Origin of the sequence: Salmonella sp. 32020114201800008SM, from assembly GCF_017572025.1 — a bacterium.
Lineage (GTDB): Bacteria > Pseudomonadota > Gammaproteobacteria > Enterobacterales > Enterobacteriaceae > Salmonella > Salmonella enterica.
Genome location: NZ_JAGEQM010000006.1, coordinates 52,020 through 67,874, shown reverse-complemented (window position 1 = coordinate 67,874; position 15,855 = coordinate 52,020). Strand labels below are relative to the sequence as shown.

Below are 15,855 nucleotides of genomic sequence, written 5' to 3'. Positions count from 1 at the left end.
CTCGGTATAACAGCGGAACACGGTTACACGTGGAAGCTTTCGCCGCAACCACACTCATCTTTCACATTCGGGTTGGAGAATTTAAACCCTTCGTTCAGACCTTCTTTTACGAAGTCCAGCTGTGTACCGTCCAGAAATTGCAGGCTCTTGCCGTCAACCACTACCTTAACGCCTTTGTCTTCAAACACGGTGTCTTCCGCCGTTGGCTCGTCAACAAATTCCAGTACATAAGCCATACCTGAGCAGCCGGAGGTTCTCACGCCCAGACGCAGACCAAACCCTTTACCACGGTTGGCCAGGAAGGTATTAACTCGCGCTGCTGCACTGTCGCTAAGTGTAATCGACATAACAAAACCTCAATGTTAACGTTCTATTTTATTTCGCTTCGCGTTTGCTTTTGTAATCCGCAATAGCGGCTTTAATCGCGTCTTCCGCCAGAATAGAGCAGTGAATTTTCACCGGCGGCAGCTCCAGTTCGTCTGCAATGTCGGTGTTTTTAATCGCCTGCGCTTCGTCCAGGGATTTTCCTTTCACCCACTCCGTTACCAGAGAACTGGAGGCGATAGCGGAACCGCAGCCGTAAGTCTTGAAGCGCGCGTCTTCAATGATACCTTCATCGTTAACTTTAATCTGCAACTTCATAACGTCGCCGCAGGCCGGAGCGCCAACCATGCCGCTTCCCACGTTATCGTCGTTGTTGTCAAACGACCCTACGTTACGCGGGTTCTCATAGTGATCGATTACTTTTTCGCTGTAAGCCATTATAAATTCTCCTGATTCCGATACCGATTAATGATGTGCCCATTCGATGCTGTTCAGATCCACACCCTGCTTGTACATTTCCCACAGTGGAGAAAGGTCACGCAGACGGCCAATGGATTTACGAACCAGATCAATGGTGTAGTCGATCTCTTCTTCAGTGGTAAAACGACCTAAAGAGAAACGGATAGAGCTATGCGCCAGCTCGTCATTCATGCCCAACGCGCGCAGCACGTAGGACGGTTCCAGACTGGCGGAGGTGCAGGCGGAACCGGAAGAGACCGCCAGGTCTTTCAGCGCCATGATCAGCGACTCGCCTTCAACGTAGTTAAAGCTCACGTTGAGAATGTTTGGCGCGCCCTGCTCAAGGTCGCCGTTCAGGTAAACTTCTTCAATATCTTTGATGCCGTTCCACAGACGGTTACGCAGACCGCGCAGACGGGCCATTTCGGTCTCCATCTCTTCTTTCGCGATACGGTAAGCTTCGCCCATGCCGACAATCTGGTGGACAGGCAGAGTACCAGAGCGCATACCGCGCTCGTGCCCGCCGCCATGCATCTGCGCTTCAATGCGAATACGCGGCTTACGACGCACATACAGCGCGCCAATGCCTTTCGGACCATAAATTTTATGACCGGAGAAGGACATCAGATCCACTTTCAGTTGGCTCAGGTCGATAGGCAGTTTGCCCACGCTCTGGGTGGCGTCAACGTGGTAGATGATACCGCGCGCGCGGCACATTTCGCCGATGGTCGCGATATCCTGCACCACGCCGATTTCGTTGTTCACGTGCATGATGGAAACCAGAATGGTGTCGTCACGCATCGCTGCTTCGAGCTCGTTGAGATCGATGATGCCGTTGCGCTGGGGCGCCAGGTAGGTCACTTCAAACCCTTCGCGCTCAAGCTGACGGCAGGTGTCCAGCACCGCTTTGTGCTCGGTCTTGCTGGTGATGATGTGCTTGCCTTTTTTCTGATAAAAGTTGGCAGCGCCTTTGATCGCCAGGTTATCAGACTCCGTCGCCCCTGAGGTAAAGACGATTTCACGCGGGTCGGCGCCGACCAGTTCAGCAATCTGGTTGCGGGCGATATCGACGGCTTCTTCAGCCTGCCAGCCGAAACGGTGTGAACGAGACGCCGGGTTCCCAAAGGTTCCGTCCAGGGTCAGAAACTGCATCATTTTCTCGGCAACACGCGGGTCCACCGGCGTGGTTGCGGAGTAGTCGAGATAAATCGGTAATTTCATTGCTCTTAAACTCCGTACATCACTCAATGCAAGGAATCAGGCAACCGGCTGGATGTACGACCGTGTTGACGGGACGTCCGCGTCCCGGCCTGATTCTGAATTCTTTTTTACGCTTCATCCTTCAGACGACCGCGGCATTCACCGCATGAGGCCGCCAGAAGAGATGGCGTAATATTTTAATTAAGCGCGTAATTTAACGTCGATAGCGTCCTGCGCACGACCACTGGCGCGCGGCGCGTCATGCGTGTGCTGGCGACCAGACACATCCAGAACTTCCTGGTTATTCACCAGCTCGCCTAAGGTAATATTGTTGAGAAAACCGGTCAGACGATCGCTTAAATCACGCCACAGCGCATGGGTCAGGCATTTATCGCCGCCCTGGCAGCCGCCTTTGCCCTGGCAACGGGTCGCGTCAACGGATTCATCAACCGCGCTGATCACTTCGCCGACCGCAATGCTGCCAGCATCTTTACCCAGCAGATAACCGCCGCCCGGCCCGCGTACGCTGGAAACCAGACCGTTTTTACGTAAACGGGAAAATAGCTGTTCCAGATAAGAAAGGGAAATCCCCTGACGTTCAGAAATATCAGCCAACGGTACCGGGCCCGCTTCGGAGTTGAGCGCAACGTCTAACATTGCGGTCACGGCATAACGCCCTTTAGATGTCAGTCTCATGTCTTACTTAACCTCAAACTCGCCCCTGCCCGGGGTTTTTTATTGTAAAATGGGGGTATTGCATAGCAGGGACAAGTCTGACATTCCCGAGTAATTTGGTCAACTATTTACTTGAGTAAATTAGTCAGGTATTTAGCGTTCCGTGCGATATTGATGCGGTTACTTGCCTTTATTCTGCTGCTCAATAGACGCCAGAATCCCACGCAGAATATTCAACTCCTGGCTTTCCGGGCGGGCGCGGGTAAACAGACGGCGCAATTTATTCATCACCTGCCCCGGATGGTTTTCGCGAATAAAGCCAGTGGAGAGCAACGTCTGCTCCAGATGGCCGTAGAAACGTTCAAGATCGTCCACCAGCGGATACGGCGTCTCTTCATGATCTGCCGCGTCGCCGTTTTCCTGCGTCGCCAGCCAGGCCATGCGGACTTCATACGCGATGACCTGTACCGCCATCGCCAGATTCAACGAGCTGTACTCCGGGTTAGCGGCAATAGCGACGTGATAATGGCATTTTTGCAACTCATCGTTAGTCAGCCCGACACGCTCACGACCAAAAACCAGCGCAACCGGCGTATTTGCCGCTTCCGCCACGCTTTTTAAGCCGCACTCGCGCGGATCAAGCATCGGCCACGGCAGAGTGCGGGAACGGGCGCTGGTGCCGACCACCAGGCTACAGCCAGCCAACGCTTCGTCCAGCGTATCGACGATCTGCGCATTACCGATCACATCGCTGGCGCCTGCCGCCAGGGCGATGGCCTGGGAGTCCGGTTTCACCAACGGGTTTACCAGCCACAGGTTAGTTAAGCCCATGGTTTTCATAGCGCGAGCCACGGAGCCCATATTGCCGGTGTGGGAGGTTTCCACCAGCACAATTCGAATGTTTTGCAGCATTGTCTTTCTTCAGCTAAAGATTATTCTGACATCTTACCATAAAACCAAGACAGATTCCGATCTCGCTGCTATACTCTGCGCCGTTTTCCCGTTCTTTAACATCCAGTGAGAGAGACCGATGCATCCGATGCTGACCATCGCCGTGCGCGCAGCGCGCAAGGCGGGTAATGTAATTGCCAAAAACTATGAAACTCCGGACGCTGTAGAAGCGAGCCAAAAAGGCAGTAACGATTTTGTGACCAACGTAGATAAGGCCGCTGAAGCGGTAATTATCGACACCATTCGCAAATCTTACCCGCAACACACTATTATCACCGAAGAAAGCGGTGAGCACGTTGGCACAGATCAGGATGTTCAATGGGTTATCGATCCGCTGGATGGCACCACCAACTTCATCAAACGTCTGCCACACTTCTCCGTTTCCATTGCCGTACGCATTAAAGGCCGTACTGAAGTGGCTGTCGTTTACGATCCGATGCGTAACGAACTGTTCACCGCCACCCGCGGTCAGGGCGCGCAACTGAACGGCTACCGTCTGCGCGGCAGTACCGCGCGCGATCTGGACGGCACTATTCTCGCTACCGGCTTCCCGTTCAAAGCCAAACAATACGCGACCACCTACATTAATATTATCGGCAAGCTGTTCACCGAATGCGCCGATTTCCGCCGCACCGGTTCCGCCGCGCTGGATCTGGCCTATGTGGCTGCAGGTCGTGTCGATGGTTTCTTTGAAATTGGCCTTCGTCCGTGGGATTTCGCCGCGGGCGAACTGCTGGTTCGTGAAGCGGGCGGTATCGTCAGCGATTTCACCGGCGGTCATAACTACATGATGACCGGTAATATCGTGGCGGGGAATCCGCGCGTCGTTAAAGCCATGCTGGCGAATATGCGCGACGAACTGAGCGATGCGCTGAAGCGCTAAGTCTCTTCGGCGGATGGGGCCACTCATCCGCCGTGCCTTTTCAGGCGTTTTTCCTAAACACAGCCTCATCGCTTTACTTGCCTGCATGTTTTTGTACGATCGCTCCCTGCTCCGCTATTGGCATAAAGCGGCAAGGAAGCGAACATGACCCTTCAACATACCCGACGCATCGTCAAATCCCTTTTTATTCTGTTTATCATTGTGGTCTGTATTTATCTGCTACCCCGCGTAGCGATCAATGCCTTTTATTACCCGGACAATAAAGTCTATGGGCCAACCCCTGCCGAAGCTGAATCCATTACCTTTACCGCCAAAGATGGCACGCATCTGCACGGCTGGTTTATTCCCACTGCTTTCGGCAGGCCGGAAAACGCCGTCGCGACGGTGATTCATGTCCATGGCAACGCCGGAAATATGTCGGCGCACTGGCCGTTAGTCAGTTGGCTGCCAGAACGCAACGTAAACCTGTTTATGTTTGATTACCGTGGTTTTGGCGAATCGGAGGGTACCCCATCACAAGAGGGGCTACTGGACGATACGAAAAGCGCGATAGATTATGTGCGGCATCGCGCCGACGTTAACCCCGAGCGCCTGGTACTGCTGGGGCAGAGCCTGGGCGGCAATAATGTACTGGCCGCCGTAGGCCACTGCGTAGGCTGCGCAAATATGCGCTACGCCGACCAGGCGGGGATACGTGCGATTATCCTCGACTCAACGTTTTTATCCTATTCCTCCATCGCCAACCAGATGATCCCGGGCAGCGGCTATTTGCTTGATGACCGCTATAGCGCGGATCGTAATATTGCCAGCGTCAGCCCCATTCCGGTATTGATTCTTCATGGCACGGCAGACCATGTTATTCCCTGGCAGGACAGTGAGAAATTGTATGCCCTCGCCCGGGAGCCCAAACAAAAAATCTTCATTCCTGACGGCGATCACATTGATGCTTTTTCCGGACGTTATGCAAACCTTTACCGTGATGCAATGATTAAATTTATTCAGACCGCGCTATCCGCTAAATAGCGCGACGCTGTATATATGCATATTTTATGATTAAGAATATATTTATTATACCGATAGTAAAAACCATTTTTTCCCGTTAGCGAAGGCAGTGGATTAGCGCTAGCGTAACAGTAATATTCAACTGATTTTTATAACAATTTATTTTCATTTGTTTTTCCTGAATATTACTGTGGAGTATGTGATGGCTATCAAAATTACGCCTGACGAGTTTAGTTTGCTTATCCAGCGATTAAACAAAAAATGGCGCGTGTTTGCCCCGTCCGCAGAGTTTCGCGGCGGACGTTTTTCCGACACTGACAACATTATTTATCAACGGATTAGCGGCTGGCGCGATCTCATCTGGCACGAGAAATCGCACATGTCGCCGAATACCATAATTGCCCCTATCACCGAAACGCTCTTTTATTTCGATAAAGACACCATTCAAATTGCCGAGACAGACATTTCCCCGATAATCATCTTTGCCCGCGCCTGCGACATTAACGCCATGTCGCGGCTGGATTATATGTATTTATCAAATGGGAATAATTCCGATTACAGTTATCAACTGCTACGGGAGCATATTCGTTTCGTCCTTATTGAGTGTGAAGAAAGCTTCGAAAATTGTTTCTGCGTCTCAATGGGTACTAATAAAACTGACTGTTATAGCGCCGCCATGCGTTTTAGCGATGAGGGCGCGCTTGTCAGCATCCGCGATCCCTTTATCGAGGCGGCGATACAAGGGCTGGGGCAGGAGGCTGACTATACCCCCTCTTTCGTCAGCGAAAACCGGGAAACCGTCGTCACGCCGGACAGCGTTTGCCACGATCCGCAAAAAATTCGCGACATTCTCACCCGCCATCCGCTATGGGACGCTTACGACAGCCGCTGCATCAGTTGTGGCCGCTGCACTACCGGGTGCCCAACCTGTACCTGCTATAGCGTCTTTGACGTCGCCTATGATGAAAATCCGCAGCGCGGCGAACGCCGTCGCCAGTGGGCAAGCTGCATGGTGCCGGGCTTTAGCGACATGGCCGGCGGTCATGGTTTTCGCGAAAAACCCGGCGAGCGTCTGCGCTACCGCGCCCTGCATAAGGTCAATGACTACAAAGCGCGCAACGGCATTGAACATATGTGCGTCGGCTGCGGCCGCTGCGACGATCGCTGCCCGCAATACATCAAATTTTCTTTGATTATCAACAAAATGACCGCTGCCGTTCGGCAGGCGCTGGCAGAGGAGGCATAACGCATGTCACATTGTTCCTGTCATGATAAACCGCAGCACAGTTTGCTGCCTGCGGCGTACCGCATCCTCAGTATTACTCGCCACACGCCGCTGGAGTGGAATTTCCGCGTGGCCGTCGATTTTCCTGCGCACTGGGGGCAATTTGTTGAGGTGTCGCTGCCGCGCGTCGGCGAAGCGCCCATCTCCGTTTCCGACTACGGCGACGGCTGGATAGATCTGCTGATCCGTAATGTCGGAAAAGTGACCAGCGCCCTCTTTACGCTGAAAGAAGGCGACAACGTGTGGCTACGCGGCTGCTATGGCAATGGCTATCCGGTCGATACGCTGCGCCATAAGCCCTTACTGGTTGTCGCAGGCGGTACGGGCGTCGCGCCGGTGAAAGGCTTAATGCGCTATTTCGTTGAGAATCCCCAGGAAATTGGTCAACTGGATATGATTCTCGGCTATAAAAATCGCGATTGCGTGCTGTACAAAGAAGAAATGGCGACGTGGCGCGGCAAACATAATCTGGTGCTCACGCTGGATGAAGGCGAGGCTGATGACCGTTACCAGATTGGCCGGGTGACCGATCGGCTTGCCGACATGACGCTTAGCGATATCGACACTATGCAGGCCATCGTCGTTGGGCCGCCAATAATGATTACCTTTACCGTAAAAATGCTGCTGCAAAAAGGGCTCAAGCCGGAGCAAATCTGGGTGGACTACGAACGCCGGATGGCCTGCTCCGTCGGGAAGTGCGGCCACTGCCGTATGGGCGAAGTGTATGTCTGCACCGACGGTCCGATATTTAACTACGCCGTCGCGCAACGTTTTGCCGATTAAGGAGAACATCATGAGCATTGATATTGATATCATTAAAGCCCGTGCGAAAAACGAATATCGCCTGTCAAAAGTGCGCGGCGAAGCCATGATCAGCGTCCGCATTCCCGGCGGTATTTTGCCCGCGCATTTGCTAACGGTGGCGCGTGACATCGCCGAAACCTGGGGCAACGGACAAATTCACCTCACTACCCGCCAGAAGCTGGCGATGCCGGGTATCCGTTACGAAGATATCGACAACGTGAACGCCGCGCTGGAGCCGTTTCTTCGCGAGATTGAAATAGAACTGTGCGACGTCCAGGTTGAGGATACCAAAGCGGGCTATCTCGCTATTGGCGGGCGAAATATTGTCGCCTGTCAGGGGAACCGCATTTGCCAGAAAGCCAACACTGACACGACCGGTCTGTCCCGTCGTCTTGAAAAACTGGTCTATCCCAGCCCTTATCATCTCAAAACGGTCATCGTCGGCTGCCCGAATGATTGCGCGAAGGCGTCAATGGCCGATCTGGGAATTATTGGCGTGGCGAAAATGCGCTTCACTGCCGATCGCTGTATCGGTTGCGGCGCCTGCGTGAAGGCCTGTAGTCACCACGCGGTAGGCTGCCTGGCGCTGAAGAACGGCAAAGCGGTCAAAGAAGAGTCCGCCTGTATCGGCTGCGGCGAGTGCGTGCTGGCCTGTCCGACGCTGGCCTGGCAACGTAAGCCGGATCAGCTCTGGCAAGTCCGTCTGGGCGGACGCACCAGTAAAAAGACGCCGCGCGTCGGCAAGCTCTTCCTCAACTGGGTGACTGAAGATGTGATAAAGCAGGTGATCGTTAACCTGTATGAATTTGAAAAAGAGATGCTCGGCGGAAAACCGATCTATCTACATATGGGCCATCTGATCGACAAAGGCGGCTATCTGCGTTTTAAAGAACGGGTACTGCGCGGCGTTCAGCTCAATCCGGAAGCGATGGTCGCCGAACGCATTTACTGGGCTGAAGACGAATCCGTCGCGCGGATGCATCTCAAACCCGCCGGGCACTAATCAACCACGCCATGGCCGCAGCCCGCCCACAGGCTGCGGCACGCTAAACCACATGACCAGCGCCGCGACAAGCAGTATGACCCCTCCGGCCAGCGCCAGCGTTGACCAGCCTACCTGCCGCCATAACGCCGGCGCTTTGTTTCCACTGAGTTTCACCGCCAGAGCACGAAAAGTGTGTACCAGCAGCGCCAGTGAGGTAATCGTTAGCGAGGTTCCCGCCGCCATTGCCAGTACCGACGCCATTCCCCAGCTAAAAACGCCAATCACTTTACTGAATAACAGCACCATTATCGCACCGGAACAGGGCCGCATCCCCATAGACAGTACGATCATGAGTCGCGCGCGCCAGTCATCGCCGCTATGCAATTGTTCCTGCGTCGGTAAATGCTGATGCCCGCAGCCGCATTTTTCATGGTGAACATGGCGCGGCGTAAAAGCGATAAAGACAGGTTTACGTAGCAGCGCGCGTAACCTTTTTATGGCCCGCCAGCACAGCAAGATGCCCAGCCCGCCAACTAACGCATAGCTCCCCTTTTCCAGCCAGAAACCGCTCAGATGGAGCTGCCTGGCCGGAAGTTGCAATACGGTCAGCACGCCCACCACCAACCCGATAGCCACGAGCCCCTGCAATAACGCGGCGGCGAGGGTTAACACGATACTCGATTTCAGCTTCGAAGGATGCGTCGCCAGCCATGTCGCGATCACCACTTTGCCGTGTCCCGGCCCCAGCGCATGAAGCACGCCATACATAAAACTCAGCAGAAGCAACGATCCGCCCGCCCGCTCAGGATGCGTCGCCACCGCGTTAAGCAGCGCGCTCAACTGCTGATTCACGTCCCGCTGCCAAAGAGCGCTTTTCAACATCACCTGCGGCCAGGCCTGCCATATCCACAGACCGCCAACCAGCATCAGCAGCAGGAATAACGCCAATGGCCACAGCGAGAGCCAGCGTCGCCCCGGAGTGCGTTGAGAAAAAATTACTGACATTGCAAGGTCACCGTTTGGGCAAACTGTTTACCTAAATCCATATCCTCCGGCGGCGCGTCCTCTTTATCCAGCGACTGGGCGAAACGTAGCGTCTCTTCGCCGGGCGCAGGAGTATAAACCTGAATCCGACACTTTTCGCGCAGCGGTTCCGGCATCGTGATATCGCTGTCCTGGTCATAATGCATATCGACATAATAAGAGGGATCAAACGTTGAAAAGGTATAAGTCTGTCCGCTTAACGGCTGCGGTTCAGCCAGCGGCAGCGTAAAGGTCAATACCGCCTGATGCGCGTCACGCGTCATACCGTATTCTGTCGGCCTGTTTTTAAACTTCACTTTCGCGCCATTGCGCCACACTTCTGTAAAGTAGTGCTGCCCAAGTACGTTAGCCATCACTTCCGCCGCCAACTTTTTCCATATTTCTGACCCCGGTGCCGCGTTTCCGGCGTCATACAGCAGATCTGCGGACGTCAGCGCGTCCATTGTCCAGCGCATTTTTAACGCCACAAATTGCTCATTTTCACTGACCACCTGCGTTTGCAGACGGATGAAGCTGTGCGGATGCGCCGCCGCCACGAAAGATAAAACGGCAAGAAATAGTGTTAAGGCGCTGCGTTTCACTGGCTTCATCTGTTCCTCGCGATAAAAATTCTGTGACACTCCTCAGCATTCCTGGCCTAAAAGCACGCTTATCACATTTTTCACACGCAAACTTTAGCTATCCTTACCAGACAAACTAACGGGAGACCTGACAGATGATGCCGACAATTGCCCCACCATCTGTACTTTCCGCTCCCCAGCGCCGCTGTCAGGTATTGCTGACGCTTTTCCAGCCGGAGCCAATTGCCACGGTGGAAATCTTCAGCGCGCTTAATGGCGTTGATGATGATACTGCCCGTGAGGATATCACAGAGACAAGCCTGGAGATCCAGCGCTATCATCGCCTTGCCATCACAACATGCCAGAACGGTTGCTATCGGATCGAAGGTACAGCACTCGATCAGCGCCTTTGCCTTTTACACTGGCTCAGGCGCGGCCTGCGTTTATGCCCGACCTTCGTCACGCAACAGTTTACCCCGGCCTTAAAAAACGCGCTAAAGCAGCGCGGTATCGCGCGTCCGCTGTATGACGATATTAATCTGCACGCGCTCATCAATCTGTGCGCCCGCCGGTTGCAAAAACCATTTGAACATCGCGACGTGCAGTTCCTGCGTCTCTTTTTACAGTATTGTCTGCTACAACACCATGCCGGCATCACCCCGGAGTTCAACCCTGTACAGCAGATTTGGGCGCAGTCGTGCGCGGAATATCCACTCGCCCAGGAAATTGGTCGTCACTGGCAGCGCCACGTGATGCAGGCCGCACCGCTCAATGAAGCGCTGTTTATGGCGTTACTGTTTTCAATGATTCGCCTCCCCGACCCGATTCGCGACACGCATCAACGGGCGCAGCAACTGCGACTGGAGGTGGCGCGGCTGGTGCTGCGCTTTCGAGAAAAAGGGAACGTACGCTTCAGCGACGAACAAGGGCTTAACGATCAGCTGTATGTCCATCTCGCCCAGGCGCTGAACCGAAGTTTATTCACGATTGGCATCGATAATACGCTTCCGGAAGAGTTCAACCGTCTTTATCCGCGTCTGGTTCGCACCACACGTGAGGCGCTCGCCGGGTTTGAAGCCGAATATGGTATCCACTTTTCCGAGGAAGAGACGGGGCTGGTGGCAGTGATTTTCGGCGCCTGGCTAATGCAGGATAACGATTTGCATGAGAGACAGATCGTATTGTTAGCGGATAAAAATGATGCGCTGGAGACGCATATTGAGCAGCAACTGCGTGAACTGACCCTGTTGCCGCTGAATATCAGACGGCTATCGCTCCAGGCATTTCAAAAAGAGGGATGCCCGCGCGGCGTAGCGCTGATTGTTACCCCTTACGCCACGCCGCTACCGCTCTTCTCACCGCCATTAATTCATGCGGATCGCACCCTCACAGAGCACCAACAGCAGCAGATCCGCAAGATCCTGGAATCATGACGCGGCAACCACTTTGGGCCGAAGGAAGATAGCGGGCAATGCCACCAGCGCCATAATCCAGAACACGCCGCCGCCCAGATGTTGATACAGAAAACCGGCAAATACCGTCATAATCGCGATGCTGCCGCCCATCGCCACAGCGGAATAGACGGCCTGCAAACGAATCACCTCGCTTCCCTGACGCGCAGCGATATAGCGCATGGCGGCCAGATGGCAAACGGTAAACGTGCCACAGTGCAGGATTTGTATCACAATCAGCCACGGCAACGCCGTACTCCAGCCCATCAGTCCCCAGCGTACCACGCCGCACACAGCGGAAAGCAACAGCAAGTCGCGGGCGCTAAACCGGCGAAATAGCTTTTTACTCAGGGCGAAAATGATCACTTCCGCCACCACGCCCAACGACCATAAATAGCCGACCGCCGATGCTGAATAGCCAGCCCCCTGCCAGTAGATGGCGCTAAAACCGTAGTAGGCGGCGTGCGCCCCTTGCAGCAAACAGACGCAGGCGAGAAAACGCCAACTTTGTGCCACCAGCGTACGCCAGGCGGGCCAGCCTGCGCTCTCCTGCTGACGGCTTTCCCCTTGCGGCGGCACGCTGGGACGTAACAACATACCCAGCAACATCGAGGCGACGCCGAGCGTCAGTAGCGCCAGAATCGCCTGGTAATCGTATAAACTCACCAGCTTACCGGTCAGCGCCGACCCTATCACGAAGGCGATGGACCCCCACAGCCGCACCCGACCATAGTCCAGGGTAATTTGCTTTTGCCAGGTATTGGCCAGCGCATCGGTCAGCGGCACCAGTGGTGAAAAGAAGAGGTTAAACCCAACCATCACCACCATTAGCCACGCGACATGCGTTCCTGCCCAAAATGCCAGCGCAAATACCAGCGTCAGCAATGCCAGTACGCGCAGCGCGGAGATCAACCGCGAAGGATCGCTTACGCGAGGCGCAATGAGCAGACTACCGAGAAAACGCGCGACCAGACCCACGCCCAGCAGAAGACCGATGGTTTCCGGCGTTAGCCCAAGACCTTTGAGCCAGACGCTCCAGAAGGGCAGAAAAATACCGTAACTAAAGAAGTAGGTGAAATAACTGAGCGCCAGCCAGCGCGTGGAATGCAATGCCATGATTCCCTCCCGTTTGGAGGCGATAGTCTGGCGGTAAACGGTTGCGCTGGCAAGGGTAACATAAGATTAACAAGCGGAGGGAGAAGTTCAAACGGCAACGCCGCCGGATAATGACTTCCGGCGGCGTCACGTTATGGCGCATAAGTAATGCCCGACAGACGCAGCGCCATCGGGCCATTTTCACAGCATAAGCGCTTACGCGTAAACCGGGAAGCGGGCGCAGATATCCAGTACTTTCGCTTTCACGCGTTCAATGGTGGCTTCATCATTGATGTTGTCCAGCACGTCACACATCCAGCCAGCCAGCTCTTTCACTTCCGCTTCTTTGAAGCCGCGACGAGTGACCGCTGGAGAACCGATGCGGATACCGGAAGTCACGAACGGGCTCTTAGGATCGTTCGGCACGCTGTTTTTGTTCACCGTGATGTTAGCACGGCCCAGCGCGGCGTCAGCTTCTTTACCGGTCAGGTTTTTATCCACCAGGTCCAGCAGGAACAGGTGGTTCTCAGTGCCGCCAGACACCACTTTGTAGCCGCGGTTCAGGAACACTTCTACCATCGCTTTGGCGTTTTTCGCCACCTGCTGCTGGTAAACTTTGAACTCCGGCTCCATCGCTTCTTTCAGTGCTACCGCTTTACCCGCGATCACGTGCATCAGCGGGCCGCCCTGCGCGCTTGGGAACACGGCGGAGTTCAGTTTTTTGTACAGCTCTTCATCGCCGCCCTTCGCCAGGATCAGGCCGCCGCGCGGACCCGCCAGGGTTTTGTGGGTGGTGGTGGTGACAACGTGAGCATGGGGAACCGGGTTCGGGTAAACGCCTGCGGCAATCAGGCCCGCCACGTGCGCCATGTCGACAAACAGGTATGCGCCGATGCTGTCAGCGATTTCACGCATTTTTGCCCAGTCAACCACGCCGGAGTAGGCAGAGAAGCCACCGATAATCATCTTCGGCTTGTGCTCTTTGGCCAGCTTCGCCATCTCGTCATAGTCAATTTTACCGGACTCATCGATACCGTAAGGTACGATGTTGTACAGTTTACCGGAGAAGTTAACCGGGGAGCCGTGAGTCAGGTGGCCGCCCTGCGCCAGGTTCATACCCAGAACGGTATCGCCCGGTTGCAGCAGCGCGGTGTAAACAGCGAAGTTAGCCTGAGAACCGGAGTGCGGCTGCACGTTAGCGTAGTCGGCGCCGAACAGTTCTTTCGCGCGGTCGATAGCCAGTTGCTCTACGACATCAACGTATTCGCAACCGCCGTAGTAGCGCTTGCCCGGATATCCTTCAGCGTATTTGTTGGTCAGCTGAGACCCCTGCGCCTGCATCACGCGCGGGCTGGTGTAGTTTTCGGAGGCGATCAGTTCGATGTGCTCTTCCTGACGTACTTTTTCCTGCTCCATAGCCTGCCACAATTCGGCATCATAATCGGCAATGTTCATTTCACGCTTTAACATCCGCATCTCCTGACTCAGCTAACAATAAAATTTGTGCCTGAAAAGGCAGTCCGTGGGACTTCGGCCAACAGTATAACCGAATCATTCTTCGATAACAGGTCTTGACAAAGGTTTTTACGCAAACGATTACCTATGCGTCAGATAAGGGTTTCCTGAACGAGAGCCTGACGAATTTCAACGGATTTCTTTTCAGCTTTGTGATGCAGATTTTTCACGTTGTTACCTCCATAACGTAAAGCAGAGAAGAACCATTTACAATGCAAGGGTATTTTTATAAGATGTATTTGATATACATCATTAGATTTTCACATAAAGGAAGCACGTATGCTTGACGCACAAACCATCGCTACAGTAAAGGCCACCATTCCCCTACTGGTTGAAACAGGACCGAAACTGACCGCCCACTTCTACGACCGTATGTTTACGCATAACCCGGAGCTCAAAGAAATCTTCAATATGAGCAACCAGCGTAACGGCGATCAGCGTGAAGCCCTGTTTAATGCTATCGCGGCCTACGCCAGCAATATCGAAAATTTACCGGCGTTGCTGCCGGCGGTAGAAAAAATCGCGCAGAAGCACACCAGCTTCCAGATTAAGCCGGAGCAGTACAACATCGTCGGGACGCATTTGCTGGCGACGCTGGACGAAATGTTCAACCCGGGCCAGGAAGTGCTGGACGCGTGGGGCAAAGCCTATGGCGTACTGGCTAACGTCTTTATTCATCGGGAAGCCGAGATTTATCACGAGAACGCCAGCAAAGACGGCGGCTGGGAAGGCACGCGCCCCTTCCGCATCGTTGCAAAAACCCCGCGTAGCGCACTGATCACCAGCTTTGAGTTTGAACCAGTCGACGGCGGTACGGTGGCGGAATACCGTCCCGGGCAGTATCTGGGGGTCTGGCTGAAGCCGGAAGGTTTTGCGCATCAGGAGATCCGCCAATATTCACTGACCCGTAAACCCGATGGCAAAGGGTACCGTATTGCCGTGAAGCGTGAAGACGGCGGCCAGGTATCAAACTGGTTACACCACCACGCCAGCGTGGGCGATGTGGTGCATCTGGCTGCGCCGGCAGGTGACTTCTTTATGAATGTCGCCGCTGATACCCCCGTTTCGCTGATTTCCGCTGGCGTCGGCCAGACGCCGATGTTAGCGATGCTCGATACGCTGGCGAAAGAACAGCATACCGCGCAGGTGAACTGGTTCCACGCGGCGGAGAACGGCGACGTCCATGCGTTTGCCGACGAAGTGAGCGAGCTGGGCCGTACACTGCCGCGTTTCACTGCCCATACCTGGTACCGCGAACCGACCGAGGCCGATCGCGCCCAACGCCTCTTCGACAGCGAAGGGCTGATGGATTTAAGCAAACTGGAAGCCGCGATCAGCGATCCGGCAATGCAGTTCTATCTTTGCGGCCCGGTAGGCTTTATGCAGTTTGCCGCAAAACAACTGGTTTCCCTTGGCGTGAATAACGAAAACATTCATTACGAATGCTTCGGCCCGCATAAAGTGCTGTAATTGCAAGAAATCCGCTGAAAAAACGGGCGTTATCGTTAAGGCGAACGCCCGTTTTCCTCCCTGTTCTCCTGCTTATTGCGCTGCTTTTTATGCCTTTCTTTTACAAAAAAGGGGAATAAAAAAAGTCTGTGCAAATCGTGTTATTATTAACG

The 15,855-nt window shown here is 54.2% G+C and carries 16 protein-coding genes; 7 read left to right on the top strand and 9 right to left on the bottom strand.

Features of this window, described 5'->3' with window-relative positions; all coding sequences use genetic code 11:
* Nucleotides 1–23: 23 nt before the first annotated feature.
* The 5 genes from iscA to trmJ form a co-directional block, all read right to left on the bottom strand.
* Entirely contained in the window at nt 24–347 is a 324-nt protein-coding gene (gene iscA / locus J4613_RS16395; RefSeq protein ID WP_000028952.1) for an iron-sulfur cluster assembly protein IscA, read from the bottom strand.
* A gap of 28 nt (nt 348–375) precedes the next feature.
* Nucleotides 376–762, bottom strand: a complete 387-nt coding sequence (gene iscU, locus J4613_RS16390; protein WP_000331704.1) for a Fe-S cluster assembly scaffold IscU — start codon at nt 760–762, stop codon at nt 376–378.
* A gap of 27 nt (nt 763–789) precedes the next feature.
* Nucleotides 790–2,004, bottom strand: a complete 1,215-nt coding sequence (gene iscS / locus J4613_RS16385) for a cysteine desulfurase (RefSeq protein ID WP_000775263.1) — start codon at nt 2,002–2,004, stop codon at nt 790–792.
* A 180-nt stretch (nt 2,005–2,184) separates the two neighbouring features.
* Nucleotides 2,185–2,679, bottom strand: a complete 495-nt coding sequence (gene iscR, locus J4613_RS16380) for a Fe-S cluster assembly transcriptional regulator IscR (RefSeq protein ID WP_001241346.1) — start codon at nt 2,677–2,679, stop codon at nt 2,185–2,187.
* Nucleotides 2,680–2,838: 159 nt separating this feature from the next.
* Nucleotides 2,839–3,570: a tRNA (cytosine(32)/uridine(32)-2'-O)-methyltransferase TrmJ gene (gene trmJ / locus J4613_RS16375; protein ID WP_000940032.1), complete on the bottom strand. Its 732-nt coding sequence runs from the start codon at nt 3,568–3,570 to the stop codon at nt 2,839–2,841.
* A 118-nt stretch (nt 3,571–3,688) separates the two neighbouring features.
* Here trmJ and suhB point away from each other — a divergent pair, with 118 nt between their 5' ends.
* From suhB to asrC, 5 genes are all read left to right on the top strand, one after another.
* Nucleotides 3,689–4,492 carry an inositol-1-monophosphatase gene (suhB, locus tag J4613_RS16370; RefSeq protein WP_000553473.1) on the top strand — a complete coding sequence of 268 codons (804 nt, stop codon included), beginning with the start codon at nt 3,689–3,691 and terminating at the stop codon, nt 4,490–4,492.
* A 144-nt stretch (nt 4,493–4,636) separates the two neighbouring features.
* Nucleotides 4,637–5,515: an alpha/beta hydrolase gene (locus J4613_RS16365; protein WP_000174944.1), complete on the top strand. Its 879-nt coding sequence runs from the start codon at nt 4,637–4,639 to the stop codon at nt 5,513–5,515.
* Nucleotides 5,516–5,696: 181 nt separating this feature from the next.
* The gene (gene asrA / locus J4613_RS16360) at nt 5,697–6,740 is read left to right on the top strand and encodes an anaerobic sulfite reductase subunit AsrA (RefSeq protein WP_103133488.1); all 1,044 of its coding nucleotides are present in this window, start codon (nt 5,697–5,699) and stop codon (nt 6,738–6,740) included.
* Between the two features lie 3 nt (nt 6,741–6,743).
* Nucleotides 6,744–7,562, top strand: coding sequence for an anaerobic sulfite reductase subunit AsrB (gene asrB, locus J4613_RS16355; RefSeq protein WP_000017587.1), 819 nt, complete (start codon nt 6,744–6,746; stop codon nt 7,560–7,562).
* A gap of 10 nt (nt 7,563–7,572) precedes the next feature.
* A complete protein-coding gene (asrC, locus tag J4613_RS16350) occupies nt 7,573–8,586 on the top strand; it encodes a sulfite reductase subunit C (RefSeq protein WP_000020685.1) in 1,014 nt (337 codons plus the stop codon).
* Here asrC and J4613_RS16345 read toward each other — a convergent pair whose 3' ends face one another.
* Together J4613_RS16345 and J4613_RS16340 are read right to left on the bottom strand one after the other, a co-directional pair.
* A complete protein-coding gene (locus J4613_RS16345; protein ID WP_000111019.1) occupies nt 8,587–9,573 on the bottom strand; it encodes a nickel/cobalt transporter in 987 nt (328 codons plus the stop codon). It abuts the gene before it with no gap.
* A complete protein-coding gene (locus tag J4613_RS16340; RefSeq protein WP_000805728.1) occupies nt 9,564–10,202 on the bottom strand; it encodes a DUF1007 family protein in 639 nt (212 codons plus the stop codon). The genes J4613_RS16345 and J4613_RS16340 overlap by 10 nt, the downstream gene beginning before the upstream one ends.
* A 125-nt stretch (nt 10,203–10,327) precedes the next feature.
* Here J4613_RS16340 and csiE point away from each other — a divergent pair, with 125 nt between their 5' ends.
* Entirely contained in the window at nt 10,328–11,605 is a 1,278-nt protein-coding gene (csiE, locus tag J4613_RS16335; RefSeq protein ID WP_000982964.1) for a stationary phase inducible protein CsiE, read from the top strand.
* Here csiE and J4613_RS16330 read toward each other — a convergent pair.
* Both J4613_RS16330 and glyA read right to left on the bottom strand, forming a co-directional pair.
* Complete coding sequence (locus J4613_RS16330; protein WP_001173729.1) at nt 11,600–12,739, bottom strand: 3-phenylpropionate MFS transporter; 1,140 nt, start codon at nt 12,737–12,739, stop codon at nt 11,600–11,602. The genes csiE and J4613_RS16330 overlap by 6 nt on opposite strands.
* Before the next feature lie 195 nt (nt 12,740–12,934).
* A complete protein-coding gene (gene glyA / locus J4613_RS16325) occupies nt 12,935–14,188 on the bottom strand; it encodes a serine hydroxymethyltransferase (RefSeq protein ID WP_000919178.1) in 1,254 nt (417 codons plus the stop codon).
* 324 nt (nt 14,189–14,512) lie between these two features.
* Between glyA and hmpA the strand changes: the two genes are divergently transcribed.
* On the top strand, nt 14,513–15,703 hold the full coding sequence (gene hmpA, locus J4613_RS16320) for an NO-inducible flavohemoprotein (protein WP_000883146.1): 1,191 nt from the start codon (nt 14,513–14,515) through the stop codon (nt 15,701–15,703).
* Nucleotides 15,704–15,855: the final 152 nt, after the last annotated feature.